Source organism: Klebsiella pneumoniae (genome assembly GCF_000742135.1).
GTDB classification, from domain to species: Bacteria; Pseudomonadota; Gammaproteobacteria; order Enterobacterales; family Enterobacteriaceae; genus Klebsiella; species Klebsiella pneumoniae.
Genome location: NZ_KN046818.1, coordinates 1,748,921 through 1,764,506, shown reverse-complemented (window position 1 = coordinate 1,764,506; position 15,586 = coordinate 1,748,921). Strand labels below are relative to the sequence as shown.

General features: G+C 59.0%; 13 protein-coding genes and 1 pseudogene. 2 read left to right on the top strand and 12 right to left on the bottom strand.

Features of this window, described 5'->3' with window-relative positions; genetic code table 11:
- Nucleotides 1–4 precede the first annotated feature (4 nt).
- From DR88_RS16910 to pdxA, 9 genes are all read right to left on the bottom strand, one after another.
- The gene (locus tag DR88_RS16910) at nt 5–1,729 is read right to left on the bottom strand and encodes an aldehyde dehydrogenase family protein (protein WP_004147962.1); all 1,725 of its coding nucleotides are present in this window, start codon (nt 1,727–1,729) and stop codon (nt 5–7) included.
- Entirely contained in the window at nt 1,726–3,354 is a 1,629-nt protein-coding gene (locus DR88_RS16915; RefSeq protein ID WP_004183652.1) for a long-chain fatty acid--CoA ligase, read from the bottom strand. The genes DR88_RS16910 and DR88_RS16915 overlap by 4 nt, the downstream gene beginning before the upstream one ends.
- Nucleotides 3,355–3,591: 237 nt before the next feature.
- Nucleotides 3,592–5,595 carry a transketolase gene (tkt, locus tag DR88_RS16920; protein ID WP_032443837.1) on the bottom strand — a complete coding sequence of 668 codons (2,004 nt, stop codon included), beginning with the start codon at nt 5,593–5,595 and terminating at the stop codon, nt 3,592–3,594.
- A 19-nt stretch (nt 5,596–5,614) separates the two neighbouring features.
- Nucleotides 5,615–6,565, bottom strand: a complete 951-nt coding sequence (gene tal, locus DR88_RS16925) for a transaldolase (RefSeq protein WP_004147958.1) — start codon at nt 6,563–6,565, stop codon at nt 5,615–5,617.
- Between the two features lie 30 nt (nt 6,566–6,595).
- A complete protein-coding gene (rpiB, locus tag DR88_RS16930) occupies nt 6,596–7,054 on the bottom strand; it encodes a ribose 5-phosphate isomerase B (RefSeq protein ID WP_004179338.1) in 459 nt (152 codons plus the stop codon).
- A 28-nt stretch (nt 7,055–7,082) separates the two neighbouring features.
- Nucleotides 7,083–7,457: a PTS glucitol/sorbitol transporter subunit IIA gene (locus tag DR88_RS16935; RefSeq protein ID WP_015958189.1), complete on the bottom strand. Its 375-nt coding sequence runs from the start codon at nt 7,455–7,457 to the stop codon at nt 7,083–7,085.
- 1 nt (nt 7,458) lies between these two features.
- Nucleotides 7,459–8,478: a 2-keto-3-deoxygluconate permease gene (locus tag DR88_RS16940; protein ID WP_004140602.1), complete on the bottom strand. Its 1,020-nt coding sequence runs from the start codon at nt 8,476–8,478 to the stop codon at nt 7,459–7,461.
- A 92-nt stretch (nt 8,479–8,570) separates the two neighbouring features.
- Nucleotides 8,571–10,289, bottom strand: coding sequence for a four-carbon acid sugar kinase family protein (locus DR88_RS16945; RefSeq protein ID WP_004147952.1), 1,719 nt, complete (start codon nt 10,287–10,289; stop codon nt 8,571–8,573).
- A 35-nt stretch (nt 10,290–10,324) separates the two neighbouring features.
- Nucleotides 10,325–11,332 (bottom strand): 4-hydroxythreonine-4-phosphate dehydrogenase PdxA, encoded by a 1,008-nt coding sequence (gene pdxA / locus DR88_RS16950; protein ID WP_025860875.1) that lies wholly within the window; start codon nt 11,330–11,332, stop codon nt 10,325–10,327.
- A gap of 242 nt (nt 11,333–11,574) precedes the next feature.
- On the opposite strand from pdxA, the pseudogene DR88_RS0125430 reads away from it, so the two are divergent.
- Together DR88_RS0125430 and DR88_RS16955 are read left to right on the top strand one after the other, a co-directional pair.
- Nucleotides 11,575–12,369, top strand: a pseudogene (locus DR88_RS0125430) (triose-phosphate isomerase).
- Nucleotides 12,370–12,404: 35 nt separating this feature from the next.
- Nucleotides 12,405–13,367: a sugar-binding transcriptional regulator gene (locus tag DR88_RS16955; protein WP_004140612.1), complete on the top strand. Its 963-nt coding sequence runs from the start codon at nt 12,405–12,407 to the stop codon at nt 13,365–13,367.
- A gap of 24 nt (nt 13,368–13,391) precedes the next feature.
- Here DR88_RS16955 and DR88_RS16960 read toward each other — a convergent pair whose 3' ends face one another.
- The 3 genes from DR88_RS16960 to nagK form a co-directional block, all read right to left on the bottom strand.
- Nucleotides 13,392–13,736 carry a hypothetical protein gene (locus DR88_RS16960; protein WP_002900906.1) on the bottom strand — a complete coding sequence of 115 codons (345 nt, stop codon included), beginning with the start codon at nt 13,734–13,736 and terminating at the stop codon, nt 13,392–13,394.
- 90 nt (nt 13,737–13,826) lie between these two features.
- Nucleotides 13,827–14,657, bottom strand: coding sequence for a Sir2 family NAD+-dependent deacetylase (gene cobB, locus DR88_RS16965; protein ID WP_004176563.1), 831 nt, complete (start codon nt 14,655–14,657; stop codon nt 13,827–13,829).
- Between the two features lie 14 nt (nt 14,658–14,671).
- Nucleotides 14,672–15,583, bottom strand: coding sequence for an N-acetylglucosamine kinase (gene nagK / locus DR88_RS16970; protein ID WP_004147948.1), 912 nt, complete (start codon nt 15,581–15,583; stop codon nt 14,672–14,674).
- Nucleotides 15,584–15,586: the final 3 nt, after the last annotated feature.

Sequence of the window (15,586 nt, the reverse complement as noted above, 5' to 3'; positions counted from 1 at the left end):
CACCTTAGCCCCGCAGCGCGCGCCAGAGGAGCGCCGGCAATTTGCGCCAGCGCGGCCGATGGTAAAAATCCACCAGCCGCTGCGCCACCGCTTCCTGCCCCCGGTGGGTGATGAACCAGGGCGGCAGGGGCATCAGCGTCAGTTCGCCATGCCAAAGACTACGCGGAAACGGCCGAAACGGCGCCTCAATCACCGTGCGCTCCGTTTTCTCCAGCATAAATCTGTTATGCACCTTGCCCCGCCCGCTCTGAATATCGTCGAGCGTGTGGCCGGGAAACGCCCCCCACGGGCAAGGGGCTAACAGGAAGGCCACCCCGCTCCAGCAGTTGATCGCCACCGTGCCGTAGCGCAGCTCGGCGATCAGCGCATTAAAACGCTTACGTCCAATCGCTTTGCGGGTGCGCGGGTGGATCACAATATTGGCCCCCAGCGTGCCCTGCAGCCGCTGATTCGCATAGCCGATCGCCTGGCGCAGAAAGCTTTCCGCACTATCGGCCTCAAGACGGGTGACCGACAGCCCCGGGCCAAAGACCTCCTGCTGGCAGAACCCGGGATCATCGTCGGTATTCGCCACAATCAACGGTAGCGCGTCACCGCGGGCTATCTCCAGCGGCTGACGGGCGCGCAGGCGAAAGTCGGTCAGCCGGTTTTCAGCGCCGGGGTAGTAGTCCGGGCGGGTATTCGCGGCGATCAGTCGGTACAGCTGATTCAGCAAGGCCGTCGCAGGCTCCCAGCCTTGCTGCAGGATCAGCACCTGGCTGGCCACGCAGTTAAACCCGCCGTTGTTCATCTTCTGCGTCGCCAGCTGCTGCGCCTGAAAAGCGATGTCCGCCTCGCTCCACGGCCCGGGTACGATAATGGTGGGGCTGACGCCGCCCAGCTCCGAGGTCACCCGACGCGGGTTCAGCGGCGTCCCGGCGGCCCGACGCTGGCGAGCCGTCTCACCCTCGCCCCAGACGATGACGTCATGGGTGTCGCGGGAGCCAGTGATATGGATCTCATCGACAGCGGGATGGGTAGTCAGCCACGCTCCCGCCCGGGCGTCGCCGGTGACGATGCGGAGCGCATCCATGGCAATCACCGGCGCCAGGGCCTGGGCCAGCAGATCGTGCAGATAATCATTCACCGGATTGAGCTTCAGCAGGCAGACCTGATTCTCAATAAACAGCTTGTGTAGCACATCCAGTGGCGCAATCGAGGCCACATTGCCGGCGCCAAGCACCAGCGCCAGCTTGCCCTGCCGCGCGGCAGGCGGGATGTCGTATGCCCGCGCCGCATAGCGGTCGAGATGGGCCCGGGTGACGCCTGGCTGCATCCATATCTCAGCGCGAACACCAGACAGAAGCAGCCGATCCCAGAGCGTGCCGGGCACCACCCGCAGCGCCAGGCGGCCGTCCGCCAGCGTCCGCAGCGGGATCCGCCGCAGAAAGGTCTTCTCCTCCAGTTGCTCCAGGGTGGCGATAAGCCCGTTGCAGCCGACCATTAGCGCGCAGGGGCCCGCCAGCCACTCTTCCCCCGCCAGCGGATCGCCCGCCGGCAACCCTTTGGCCGCCGCTGCCGCGGCCACCCACGCCGAGGCAATGCCGGCCAGGGCATCCTTGATCTGGCGCAGGAGCGCCAGACGACGGTTCACTGAGGTTTCCGCCCAGCGCTGGCGCGCCGCCGACAAGGCGTGCAGGGCCGCATCATACTGAGAACAGGTCGTCAGACCGGGTCGCGCATGGCTCATTTTCCCTCACTCATTAAAATCTCTCCGTAGGCCTGGCGCAGCTGATTTTTGAGCACCTTACCCGTGGCGCTGACCGGCAGCGCATCGACAAATATCACCCGGTCCGGGATCTGCCATTTAGGCACCCGCTTCTCAAACCAGCTCAGCAGATCGGTCTCCTCCACTTCGCCCCCTTCCGCACGGACGCACAGCAGCACCGGCCGCTCGTCCCAGCGCGGATGGCGGGCGGCGATGGCCGCCGCGCTGCGCACCCCCGGATGCGCGATGGCGATATTCTCCAGCTCAACGGTGGAGATCCACTCGCCACCGGACTTGATAATATCCTTTGCCCGATCGCTGATCACCAGATAACCATTGGCGTCGAGCGTACCGATATCACCGGTATCAAACCAGCCTGCCGCGGTCAGGGCGCTCGCGTCCTGACCATAGTATTGCTCTACCACCCAGTGCCCTCTGACCTGCAGATACCCCTGGCTTTGACCATCCCGGGGCAACGGTTCGCCATCCACGTCCACCACCTGCAGTTCGATGCCGAAAATGGGCCGCCCCTGACCGGCGCGCTGCTTTTGCTGCTCCTGTGCCGGGAGCGCGTCATGTTTGCTCAACGGTGTGTTGATGGTGCCGATGGGCGATGTTTCGGTCATTCCCCAGGCGTGGGTCAGCGCAATGCCGTAATCACGCTGAAAGGCCTCGGCCATCGACGGCGGCAGCGCGGAGCCGCCGACCAGCGCACGTTTAAATTCAGGCAGCCGGACCTCTGTCCGGCGCATCGCCGCCAGCAAGCCGGCCCAGATCACCGGCACGCCAAACCCCACCGTCACCTTCTCGGCGGCCAGCAGCTGCAGCAGGCTGTCGCCATCGAGGTGCGGCCCCGGCAGCACCAGCCGCGCGCCGACCATGGCGGCGATAAACGGCGTCCCCCACGCGTTGACATGGAACATCGGCACCACCGGCAACAGGCTGTCCTTCGCCGATATGCCGGCGGCGTCCGGCTGGTTGCCGCTCAGGGCGTGCAGGACCAGCGAACGATGGGTATTCAACACCCCTTTCGGCCGGCCGGTGGTTCCCGAGGTGTAGCAGAGCGAAGCCGGAGTCAGTTCATTGAGCTGCGGCCAGCGATAGTCTGCCATCCCCTGCTGCAACAGATCGTCATAAAACAGCAATGAGGGCAGCTGGCTGAGCGCCGCTTCGCTGCGGGACTCCATCAGCACGACGTGTTTCACCGTCGGCAGCTGCGGCAGCAGCTGCGCTACCAGCGGCAAAAAGGTCTGGTCAAAAAACAGCACTTCATCGGCAGCGTCGTTGAGGATATACCGCAGATGGTCAACCGACAGCCGCGGATTGACGGTATGCGTCACCCAGCCGCCGGAGGCGACGGCAAAATAGATCTCCAGATGGCGGCGGTTGTTCCATGCCAGCGTGGCGCAGCGGGCGCCCGGCGGCAGCCCCAGCGACGCCAGCGCCGATGCCAGCCGCTGAGCACGGCTGGCCACCTCCCCCCAGCAGCTGCGCTCCTTCTCACCGCCAGTACTCACCGAGACAATCTCGGTCTCGCTGTGATACTGCGCCGCATGGCCGAGCAGCGCGGCAGTGGTGAGATCCTGATAAATCATCGGTGACGGCATGGCGGGGTCTCCTTTACAGACGTCCGGCGGAATCGAGGGGCGCGGCGCGATCGTGCGGGCGCCTATTGAATCTGGTCTACATTTGCCGGTCTGCACAAAAAAACGTACAGAAATCAGCGGTCACGCACAAAATAGAGTGGGAAATGGTTCAGAAAGGAAAAGACAAACTCATGACCGGAAGATCATTACTCAGAGAGCGTATCGCCCGACTTCGGGCCGGGCGATAGCGGTGGGGATTTACAGCAGCGCTTTCGCTTTAGCAACCACGTTATCGACGGTGAAGCCGTACTCCTCGAACAGCTGCTCAGCCGGCGCAGACTCACCGAAGGTGGTCATGCCAACGATAGCGCCGTTCAGGCCAACGTATTTGAACCAGTAGTCAGCGATACCCGCTTCCACGGCAACGCGCGCGGTCACGGCTTTCGGCAGTACGGATTCGCGATAAGCCGCATCCTGCTTGTCGAACGCGTCGGTGGACGGCATGGAAACCACGCGCGCCTTCACGCATTCGGCAGTCAGTTTGTCCCATGCGGCAACCGCCAGCTCCACTTCTGAACCGGTGGCGATGAAGATCAGCTCCGGCTGGCCGGCGCAATCTTTCAGCACATAACCGCCGCGGGCCACGTTCGCCAGCTGCTCTGCGGTACGCTCCTGCTGCGCCAGGTTCTGACGGGAGAGGATCAGCGCGGTCGGGCCGTCCTGACGCTCCACGCCATATTTCCACGCAATCGCGGATTCCACCTGGTCACACGGACGCCAGGTGGACATGTTCGGGGTCACGCGCAGGGAAGCCACCTGCTCTACCGGCTGGTGAGTCGGGCCGTCTTCGCCCAGACCGATCGAGTCGTGGGTGTAGACCATCACCTGACGCTGTTTCATCAGCGCGGCCATACGTACCGCGTTACGCGCGTATTCCACGAACATCAGGAAGGTGGAGGTGTACGGCAGGAAGCCGCCGTGCAGCGCGATACCGTTGGCGATAGCGGTCATACCGAACTCGCGCACGCCGTAGTGGATGTAGTTCCCGGCAGCGTCTTCGTTGATCGGCTTAGAACCGGACCACAGGGTCAGGTTGGACGGCGCGAGATCTGCGGAGCCGCCGAGGAATTCCGGCAGCAGCGGGCCGAAGGCTTCGATGGCGTTCTGCGAGGCTTTACGGCTGGCGATTTTCGCCGGGTTGGCCTGCAGCTTCGCGATGAACTCGTTAGCTTTCGAGTCGAAGTCAGACGGCATTTCGCCTTTCATACGGCGGGTGAATTCGGCTGCTTCCTGCGGGAAGGCTTTGGCGTAGGCAGCGAACTTCTCATTCCACGCCGCTTCTTTCGCCTGGCCGGCTTCTTTGGCATCCCACTGGGCATAGATGTCAGACGGGATGTCAAACGGCGCGTGTTTCCAGCCCAGCGCTTCGCGGGTCAGGGCGATTTCGGCGTCGCCCAGCGGCGCGCCGTGGGAGTCGTGGGTACCGGCTTTGTTCGGCGAACCGAAACCGATGATGGTTTTGCACATCAGCAGGGACGGTTTGTCGGTGACCGCCCGCGCTTCTTCTACCGCGCGTTTGATGGCGTCAGCGTCGTGACCGTCCACGCCGCGCACCACGTGCCAGCCGTAGGCTTCAAAGCGTTTCGCGGTGTCATCGGTGAACCAGCCTTCAACGTGGCCGTCGATAGAGATGCCGTTGTCATCATAGAACGCCACCAGTTTACCCAGTTTCAGGGTACCGGCCAGGGAGCACACTTCGTGAGAAATGCCTTCCATCTTGCAGCCGTCGCCCATGAAGGCGTAGGTGTAGTGGTCGACGATATCGTGTCCCGGACGGTTGAACTGCGCCGCCAGGGTTTTCTCGGCGATAGCCATCCCGACCGCGTTAGCGATACCCTGGCCCAGCGGACCGGTGGTGGTTTCCACGCCTGCGGTGTAGCCGACTTCCGGGTGACCCGGGGTTTTGGAGTGCAGCTGGCGGAAGTTTTTCAGCTCGGATATCGGCAGATCGTAGCCAGTGAGGTGCAGCAGGCTGTAAATCAGCATCGAACCATGGCCATTTGACAACACAAAACGGTCACGGTCAGTCCAGGCCGGATTGTTCGGGTTATGGTTCAGGAAATCACGCCACAGCACTTCGGCAATGTCAGCCATACCCATCGGGGCCCCCGGGTGGCCGGATTTGGCTTTCTGTAGCGCGTCCATGCTCAGGGCGCGCAGCGCGTTGGCGCATTGGCAGCGAATGGTTTTTGTCGTCTTCATCAGTCTTTATCCCTGCGGCTTACAGCATCTGCTGAATCTGTTGTTCCAGTTTCACCTGATCGACAGCAAACAGTCGGATCCCTTCCGCTAGTTTTTCCACTGCCATGGGATCCTGATGATGCTGCCAGAGGAACTCCGCCTGCGTCATCGGGCTGGGACGGGTTTCCGTCACGCAGCCGGGGGTCAACTGGCGGGTCAACACTCCTTCGCTGGCCGCCAGCTCGTCCAGCAGTGCCGGAGAGATAGTCAGGCGATCGCAGCCCGCCAGCGCCTGGATCTGCTCAATTCGACGGAAGCTGGCACCCATTACCACCGTGTCATAGCCATGGGATTTGTAATACTGATAAATCTGGCGCACAGAGACCACGCCCGGATCGCTGTCCACCTGATAGGCTGACTGCGGCTGGTGCTTCTGATACCAGTCGTAGATGCGGCCCACAAAGGGCGAGATGAGAAAGACGCCCGCTTCGGCGCACGCCCGGGCCTGAGCGAAAGAGAACAGCAGCGTCAGGTTGCAGTTTATACCGCTCTGCTCCAGCTCTTCGGCAGCGCGAATGCCCTCCCAGGTGGCGGCGAGTTTAATTAGAATCCGCTCGGGACCAATGCCATTTTTTTCATATAACTGGATGAGCTTGCGCGCCTTCGCGACGCACATCCCGCGATCCCAGGCAAAGCGAGCATCCACTTCGGTGGAGATACGCCCGGGCACATGGCGCAGCACCTCGCTGCCGATATCCACTGCCACCTGATCGCAGGCGTTAATCAATTGCGTTTCTGCGCTGCCTCCCTGGCGGCGTGCCTTGCCAATCGCATCGGCAATCAGCGGCTGATACTGCGGCAGCTGCGCGGCCTTCAGCACCAGCGAGGGGTTGGTGGTCGCATCCTGGGGTGCAAACTTTTTAATCGATTCAATATCGCCGGTATCAGCAACAACCGTGGTGTATTTTTTCAGTTCGTCTAACTGGCTCATCATCTGTTCCTTATCTTACGACTGCGGAGATTAATCTCTGGCATGCTGGTGTTCGTAATAATCAATACGTTCCACTTTGGGCGCGGATCCGCCGCCTTCATATTCGGACTCAAGCCACGCCTGAATAATTTTTTTGCCCAGCTCAGCGCCAATCACCCGCGCGCCAAGGGTAATAATCTGCGCGTTGTTACTTTTACGCGCTCGCTCGGCGGAGAAGGTATCGTGACACTGTGCGGCGCGGACCCCGGGGACTTTATTGGCCACAATACTCATCCCAATGCCGGTACCGCAGATCAGGATCCCACGCTCGTGTTCGCCCTGTTTAATCGACATCGCCACCGCATGGGCAACATCCGGATAAACGGTACTCCCCTGGCGTTTATCGCTGCTGTAATCCGCGACGTTAATTCCCAACCCATTCAAATAAGCGACGATGGAATCGCGAAAAGCATAGGCGGCATCATCCGCACCAATAGCGATTGTTTTCATGGTTATTTCCTTAATTTAACAGTACGTCTTAATGACAATTCGGGTAAAACGAAATTTGGTCGCCAGGCTGAATAATTTGTGGTGGTTCGCCGTAAAGGTGTACCGTCCCGGGTAATTCAGCGATATCTGCGCCATCAAAATTTAGCGTGATATGGCCAAGCTGTCGTAAATTTGCCGTTGCCACACGGCCTACCGCGGTCACCCGATAATTTTTATCATTTAATTTCATTTGCTGACCAGGCGATAACTCGGCGGTCAGTTCGCTGGCCTGGTGTACAGCGCAATAACTCGCAATATCGTCGGGAACGGCATCGGAGAATAAAATAAGCCGCAGCTCCTGCAGAGAGTACTCAACATATTCCCCGACGGCGGTAATCCGTAATGAATACAACGGCACGCTCATACTATTTGTGTCCTTTGGCGGCAGGGGAAGATAATGTCACGCTCTCTTCACTTTTCACCTCTTTCAGCGGTTCAGCGGCTGGCGCACGCTTTTTCAGCCGTTTATCAAACCAGGCGACCAGTATCGGCGCGGTGATCATGGTGATAATGCTCGCCGTCGCCAGCTGCGCGGTGGCGGCATCCACGTACATCGCCAGCGAAGGATCCGCCTGGGCAACCATCGCCGGCGTCAGCGCCGAGCTGGCGGCGGTGGTTCCCAGCGCGGCGCCCAGCGCGCTTTTCTTCTTCAAAAACAGGTTGTAGATAAAGTAGAACACAATCCCGGTTAGCGCGGAGATAATCCCCAACAGGATCCCGGACAGCCCGGCGGTGAACACCGTATTGATACTGGAGTTGGCGCCGATGGCGAACGACATAATAATGATCACCAGCGGCTGCGCCGCAGCGCATAACTGTTTAAAGCGTTCGTCCAGATTGCCCCACAGCATGCCAATCAGCAGTGGGATCAGCATCGACAGCAGCGCGGCGAAGGGAATATTGGCCAGGCCGCTGACGCCCAGCACCATCATGGTAACAAACGGACCATCCTTGATGCAGAATACGGAGATCGCCCCGGCATCACTGGCATCGCCATAGTTGCTGCACAATGCGATATAGAGGGAGCTGTTCGAGCTGGTCAGGCAGGCAATCAGCGCCAGGGTCGATATTCCGAGAAAACCGCTCGGGCCAAACAACGTTCCCGCAACCCACACCGCCAGTGCCCCGGCCAGACATTTGAGAAACAGCAGCACGGCGCCTTTATAGAGCGGCAACCCGGCCTGACGGATATTGATCGAGGTTCCGCAAATGAGCAAAAATATGCCCATCATGGCGCTGGAACCGACTTTAAATAAGGCGGTGGTCGGGCCGCCAATGCTGAGCACCTGGGGCGCGAAAGTATTAATTAATATAGCCACCAGCAGTGGAATAATAATTAACCCACCGGGCACCTTATTCATTTTTTCAAGTATATTAATATTCATAGGGTAACTCTTAAATTAAGATTTAACAGAGATAACGACGCAATACTACCCTGACGACCATTACGTCGTTTATTAGTTATTAGATTACTGGGTTATTGCTGTGCTTCCTGATAAATTCGGTCAACAATGATGCTAATAATATCTTCCGGTCCGGTTAGCCCTCCTTTCCCGACGCAAATTAAGCCGGCATAATCGCCGCCAATGATCCGCACCATATCGGTTTGCGGGATGACATAGTCAATCATTTCTATTCCGGTGGCGCCCAGCTCTTTTAGTACATTGACCATGGTGTCACCACCGGTCATATACAATCCTTTAATTTCACCCGACGCACAGTTAAGCACCTCGCGCACAATACTGCCCAATCCGTGGTTAATATTTTGCGCAGCCTCACCGTGGGCCAGACCAAATCGCTGCTCCTCTTCCTGAAGGTTTAGCAACCGCCCGGTCAAGGCGGACTCAAAAACAAAGAGCGCGTTGTGCTGCGCCGGAACGCACTGTCGGGCATGCTGCACCACGCGATTGACTTCAATCTCAGCGGCGTTTTTCCGGTCAACCAACAGCTCGGCATCCACCGGGATATGGCAGACCCGGGCATCATTAGCGATCAAATACTGGAGCTGTTTTTTGGTTACTGGCGTTGCGCTGCCGGCAACGATCAAAATCGAGCCGCGCTGGCCGTCCGCTGTCAGGCTCGCGGGCGCGCTGCTCCGCGCTTCGCGCATCAGGCCGCGACGAACCGCCAGCCGTTCGGTAAAGGGCCCCGGATCGACGGCCAGCACGTTCCAGTTCAGGGCCACTACCGCCCCGGCGATGGCATCGACATCGTCGACGGTTATCGCATCGACCACTATCACCCGCACGCCGCGCTGTTGTTGTTCCTGTAAATCCTGCTGGATTTGCCCTTCGCCTTTCATCACCGATGTCAGCGCGATATGCCCGACCTGATGATGGGTCTGCGCCGCCAACAGTCCCGGCACCCACGACTCGGTGACCGGGGTACGTACATCGCGAGCCACATCGGTCCGCGACAGGGCTACCGAATCAATCACCGAGTAACCGCCGACGAGAATACGCCGTGACTGCGGCATCGCCGGCACCACAACCGCCACCGTCTCCTGCGGCAGTTGTTCCAGCATGGCGTCGATTTCAAATCCGATGCCGCCGCGCAGCGTGGTATCAATCCGCTTGGTGAAGTAATGCGCGCCGCGAGCCTGCAGCTGTTTCACCGCAGCGCTCACTTTGTGCTGGGCCTCCGCTTTCGGCAATGGGCGGCTGTCGCTGCTGACCACCATCGCCGGATACTCTACCTCATTGCGGGCGAAGGATTCGGTATCGAAAAACGCGGCGGTTTTTAAACCACTGCGCGCCAGCAGCACCCCGACGGTAGTTGCCCCGGTCAGATCGTCAGCCACGATCCCAAGCTTTCCGCCTTCCCCTTGCGGCCAGACCATCTCAATGCAGGCTGGCGTCACGCCGGAGACGTAGATCCCTTCGTGTATAAATTCCGCCAGCGGGCCGCTTTTACCGGTGGGATGCAGGTTCATGGTGGGAATTCCCCGCTTCGGATAGAGTCCGCAGCGCAACGTGCCGCCGCAGTCGATGACCATTAAACCAATCTCTTCCGCCGGCGGTTCGCCATTCTTGAATACATCAATGGAAGGCCAGCCGGTCAGTTCGCTCAGGCGGTCGACGACCGGGGGACGGATCCCCCCGGTGATGTACGCAATCTTTTTCCCCTGACCTGGCGTGATAGTCAGCGGCCCGCCCCAGCCCTTACAGCCCTTGCTAATCAACAGATGTTTTTCCATTTCTCTGTCCTCGTGATTCGCATGAACCTCAGCGATTATTGATGCTTCATTTTCCAGTAACGGGCCGCCACCAGCGTCGACTCCAGCATACTGACGGTACCCGCCTTACCGGTACCGGCGATATCAAACGCCGTCCCATGGTCGACGGAGCTGCGCATAAACGGCAGGCCGAAGGTAATGGTGATCGAACGTTCAAAGTCGAGGGTTTTGCAGGCAATATGCCCCTGATCGTGATACAGCGAGAGAATGGCGTCGTAGCGCCCCTGTTTGCCGAGATGGAACACGGAATCGGCCGGAACCGGCCCGATAGCGTTGCTCCCCATCTCCTGGGCCGCTTTCACCGCCGGGATCAGATTGTCAGCCTCTTCGTGACCAAACAGACCATTGTCGGAACCATGCGGGTTCAGGGCGGCCACGGCAATGCGCGGATTTTTGATGTTCAGGGCGGTAAATTCATGGTGGATCTGCTGAACGCAGGCCAGCACTCGCGCTTTGTTGGCATAGTCACAGGCTGCTTTTAGCGCCATATGACGGCTCACGAAGAAGACGCGCAGGTTGTGGACGTGGAACATGGTCAGACCGTAATCAGATTGGGTTTCCACCTGATAGATTTCGGTATGGCCCGGGAGCTTACATCCTGCCAGCTTGATGGCTTCCTTATGAATTGGTGCAGTAGAGACCACGTCGATCAGCCCCGCTTTGCCCAGCTCGATCGACTTCATCACATAGTCCAGCGACATTTGCCCCGCCAGTTTCTGCACCTTGCCCCATTCGATACTGTCGCAATCGTAGTCGCCAGTTTCCAGAACATCCAACGTCCCCCAGCTAAAACGGGCCTCCTGCGGATGGGCAATTTTATGGATAGCAAAATCGCAGCCCATGATTTTCATCGCCCGGCTGATAATCGGTACCGAGCCGATCAGGAACGGTTTGCACTCGTCATACACGCTTTTGTCCATCATGGTGGCCACGGTGATCTCCGGGCCGATCCCTGCCGGATCGCCAATGGTAATCGCCACAACGGGTTTTTTCTCTGCTGACATCATGCGCCTCTCATTTTTTCAGTTGACTGTTCATATGTTCACTATCAAATCATATGCTCAAAACATTACCTGATGAATGAGCCGCCATGAGTGATGAAGATCACATAAAAAAATTCATAGATTTTTTTCATCGAAAAATGTGATCTAACATATGTTCATGCAGTGATAAAAAGTTCAACCTCAATACAGGGTATGGCCCCGTTCCTGGCAACTATTTGATTTTATTAAGAGGAGAAGCAATGATGACCCCGATATGGTTAGGAACCAGCTGGAAAATGAACAAGCCGCTGTCGCAGGCCATGGCCTGGTGCGAAACGCTGGCAGCGCGGATGCCGGAGGGCTGTCACCCCGCTATTCAGCCCTTCGTCATTCCCCCCTTCACCGCGATCCAACCCGTCAGCCATTTTCTGCAAACGCATCAGTTACCGCTTCTGACCGGCGCGCAGAATATGCATGAAGCGGATCAGGGCGCCTAGACCGGGGAAATCTCGGCGGCCATGTTGGCAGAAACCGGCGCCACGCTTGTTGAGCTGGGACATTCAGAACGACGCGCCGCCTTTAATGAAAGCGATGCCGCGATTAATCGAAAAGTGCATAGCGCCTTAGGTCATGGCCTGCGCCCGCTGATCTGTATTGGCGATAGCGCCGAGGAGAAACGCTGGCAGGTGTCGCGTGAAAGCGTGGTGCGGCAGATGAAGATCGCCCTGTATGGCCTGAGCCACCAGCAGGCGCTGCGGACCCTGATTGCGTATGAACCGGTGTGGGCCATTGGCGAACATGGTACGCCCGCCTCACCGCAGGAGGCGGGCGTCATTCATCAGGCGCTACGTCAGGCGCTTTGCGAGCGGTTTGGTCACGAGACGGGAACCCGTATCCCGCTGCTCTATGGCGGCAGCGTAACGCTGCAAAACGCGGTGGAATTGCTGCGCCAGCAGGAGATCAATGGCTTGTTTATCGGCCGCGCGGCCTGGGACGCGCAAGGCTATTGCGACATTGTTCAACGCGTTACACAGGAATTTATTTTGCAGGCGCAGTAATATAAAAGGGACACCAGAGATGGAAATTCCAGGCCATGATTGAACAAGACTCAGATTACGCCCTGCTCACTGAAATTGCGGTGGCTTATTACGATCAGGAACAAACGCAGGAAGAGATCGCCAAACGATTCGGCATTTCGCGTATCAAAGTCGGGCGCCTGCTGAAAAAAGCGCGCCAGGAAGGGATTGTTGAGATCAGCGTCAAATACCATCCGGTCTTCAGCTCCCAGATTGAGCAGCAGTTTATTTCGCACTTTGGCATTAAGCGCGCGCTAATTGCCCTGGATCACCATGATGAAGATGAACAGCGCCAGCAGGTGGCGGCCCTGGTCAGTAACTACCTTGCCGGGGTGTTAAAAAACGATATGACCGTCACCGTTGGTCAGGGGCGCAATGTGGCCGCGGTGGCGAATCACGTTGGCGTGTTTCCTGAGCGCCACTGCCGATTTATCTGCGGCATCGGCGGAACCAAGCGTGACAATCAGCTGATTGACGCCGACCACATCAGCCGGAATCTGGCGCGCAAATTTAACGGCTTCAGCGAAACGCTTTACGCCCCGGCCTATGTGGAAACCCCGGAGCTGCGCGCGGCCTTTATGCAAAACCGCCTGATTAAGGCCACGCTCGAACAGGCCAGCAAAGCTGACGTGGCGATCATCGGCCTCGGCGATATGAATGAAAACAGCTTTATGGTGCAGCTCGGCTGGTTTACGCCGCAGGAAATTGCCACCGCGCGTCAGGAACAGGGGGTGGTGGGCGATCTGGCGGGGTACAGCTTTTTCAATATTCAGGGCAAACCCGTCGATACGGTGATGAATGACCGGGTCATTGGCTTAAGTCTCGAACAGCTGCGGGCCATTCCCTGCGTCATCGCTATCGCCTCCGAAAGTACGAAAGCGACGGCGATCCTGGGGGCATTACGCACCGGGGTTATCGATGTGCTGGCTACCAGCGCCTCGAACGCCCGTTCGGTCATTAATATGCAAAAGGCGCTATAAATAAGCCACGGCGCAGGCGGCGGATCAGCGTTGACCGCCGTCGTGCTGGCCTTTGCCCTTCCCTTTTTCGGCTCGCCGCTGCACAAAATCTTCAATGATGCCGACAACCCAGTTGAGAGGTTTCCACAGCACCACCAGCAGCAGCAACGGACCGTATATTCGCACACCGCCCGTCGCGACCTGACCGGTCAACAGCAGAGCTAAGATATCCAGCAGCAGGCACAACGCGCTGCCAGTGCCGAGGAACAGACATAGCAGGAAGAGGATCGGTCGGCTATCGGCGTGTAGCGGTAAAGCGCGCTGGCTCCAGACGCCAACGATAATGGCCGCGATCAACATGATCGCTTCGATAACCAGCGGATTATGCATGGTCTGACTCCTGTCATGACGTGACATCCTTGTCAGCAGCGCTGCCGGCGGCCGTGGGCTGCGCCCTGGCTACCGGCAGGCTGCTTCAGTTTACAGCGCGTTTTCCTGCAGCAGCTTATCGATAAAGGCGGGTACCACTTCGCTTGCCAGCCCGTAGTGCTTCTCGGCAAACTCGCTGCCCACCTGGCTGGGCTCCAGGTTCAGTTCAACGGTATGGGCGCCGTGCAGTCGCGCCTCGTGCACAAAGCCAGCCGCCGGATAGACATGGCCGGAGGTGCCGATGGCGATAAAAATATCTGCGTCGGCCAGCGCGCTGTAGATCTCATCCATCCCCAGCGGCATTTCGCCAAACCAGACCACGTGCGGACGCAGCGCCGCCGGGAACTGGCAGCAGTGGCACTTGTCCTCGGCGGTGACGTCGCCGGTCCACTCCAGCACCTGGCCGCTCCACGAACAGCGCACCTTTAGCAGCTCGCCGTGCATATGGATCACCCGGCGGTTGCCGGCGCGCTCGTGCAGATTATCAATATTCTGGGTGACCAGCAGAAAATGGTCGCCCAGCAGATCCTCCAGACGCGCCAGCGCCAGATGCGCCGCGTTCGGCGCGATTTCCGGACTCTGCAGCTGACGACGACGGGCGTTGTAGAACGCCTGCACCAGCGCCGGATCGCGGGCGAAGCCTTCCGGCGTCGCCACATCTTCCACCCGATGCTCTTCCCACAGGCCATCGGCCGCGCGGAAGGTTTTGATCCCCGACTCTGCCGAGATGCCCGCGCCGGTTAACACCACCACTCTCGGTTTTGCCATCGCTTCAGGCTTCATCCTGTCCTCCCTAAAGAAAATCCGCTGACGCAGACGGTCACGCAACCGACGTTTATTGCGACGAAAACGGCTCAATCGATGTAAACGGCGCGACTGCATAGCTACCTCTGTGATTAATGGGTCAGGTGAAGGAAGGCCGCACCGCGCATTCCCCCGGCATCGCCGTGGCGCGCGCGCTCAATGCGCGGAACCCTGGCGACCGGCAGAAGATGGCGCGGCAATCGTTGCGCCAGCCCTTCGCTAATGGCCGTAAAGTTAGATAATCCACCGCCGAGCACCAGCAAATCCGGGTCGACAATGGTCAGTATATTCCCCAGACACACCGCCAGCAGATCGAGATAGCGCTCAACGTGCGCCTGCGCGCGCGGATCGTGCTGCTGCCACTGCGTCACAATCTCCGGCGAGGAGAGCGGTTGCTGATAAAAATGTTCGTACAGCCAGGCGAAACCGCGACCGGAGAGATAATTTTCAATACAGCCCAGCTGGCCGCAGCCGCAGCGCAGCAGCGGAAAATCGCGCCCAACCACCTCCAGGGCATCCACCGGCAGGCGAATATGACCGAACTCGCCGGTGATATAGCTATGTCCGGTAATCGATTTACCGTTCAACACCAGGCCGCCGCCCACGCCGGTGCCGAGGATCAATCCCATCACCAGCGGGTATTGCGTAAACTCATCGTCCCACGCTTCCGACAGCGCGAAACAGTTGGCGTCATTATCGAGACGCACATCGCGCCCCAACCGCGCGCTGAGGTCAGCGCGCAGCGGCCGGCCGCTGGCGGCTGGCACGTTAGCGGCATACAGCGTGCCGTCCGCCGTTTCCGGCATTCCCGGAATACCGATCCCCACCGAACCCTGCTGGTCGAAGCGCTCATCGGCCTCGCGGACCAGCGCCTCTACCGCCTGGAGAAAATCCTCATAACTACTTTTCGGCGTGGCGACGCGTTTTTCCCACTGCAGTCGCCGCTCCTGATTAAATACGCCCAGCGCTATCTTGCTGCCGCCAATGTCAAATCCATAATACATTTC